General features: G+C 67.2%; 1 protein-coding gene. It reads right to left on the bottom strand.

Annotated elements, in window-relative coordinates:
* Window positions 1-512: calcium-binding protein (locus tag GPA25_RS23690; RefSeq protein WP_281357764.1), on the bottom strand; the 512-nt coding region annotated here is incomplete at both ends.

The raw sequence follows: 512 nt of genomic DNA, 5'->3' as shown, positions 1-512 counted from the left end.
TAGAGGCTGTCGGTGCCGGCTTCGCCGCGCAGCACGTCATTGCCGTCGAGGCCGTAGAGGTAGTCGTTGCCGGCACGGGCCTCGATGACCTCGTCGCCGCCGTTGCGTCCGCTGATGCTCTCGCTGTAGTCGGTGCCGACGATGGGGTCGGTGAGGACTTCCCAGGGTGCGGCGGCGAGGACGGAGGTATCCCAGACGGTGCCGTCGGCGAAGACGATCTGTTCGACGCGGTAGACGGGGTTCTCGAACCAGTTGAGGACGGTGAGGCTGTCGTCGGTGCCGTTGAGGACGACCTTGAGGCTGCCGTTGTTGTTGCCGGTGCGCACCAGGCTCACGTCGGCGGGGGTGATGTCGGCGCCGAAGGTGATGGTGTCGATGGCGCTCTGGCCGTCGTATTCACTGATGCGGTCCTGTCCGGTGCCGCGGTTGAGGACGTAGGTGTCGGCGCCGTAGCCGCCGTCGAGGTAGTCGTTGCCGCTGCCGCCGTCGAGGGTGTCGTTGCCGTTGCCGCC

The sequence above is a fragment of the Aromatoleum diolicum genome (assembly GCF_012910955.1).
Lineage (GTDB): Bacteria > Pseudomonadota > Gammaproteobacteria > Burkholderiales > Rhodocyclaceae > Aromatoleum > Aromatoleum diolicum.
The sequence above is the reverse complement of the archived record's forward strand: the minus strand, read 5'-3'. Positions and strand labels throughout refer to the sequence as shown.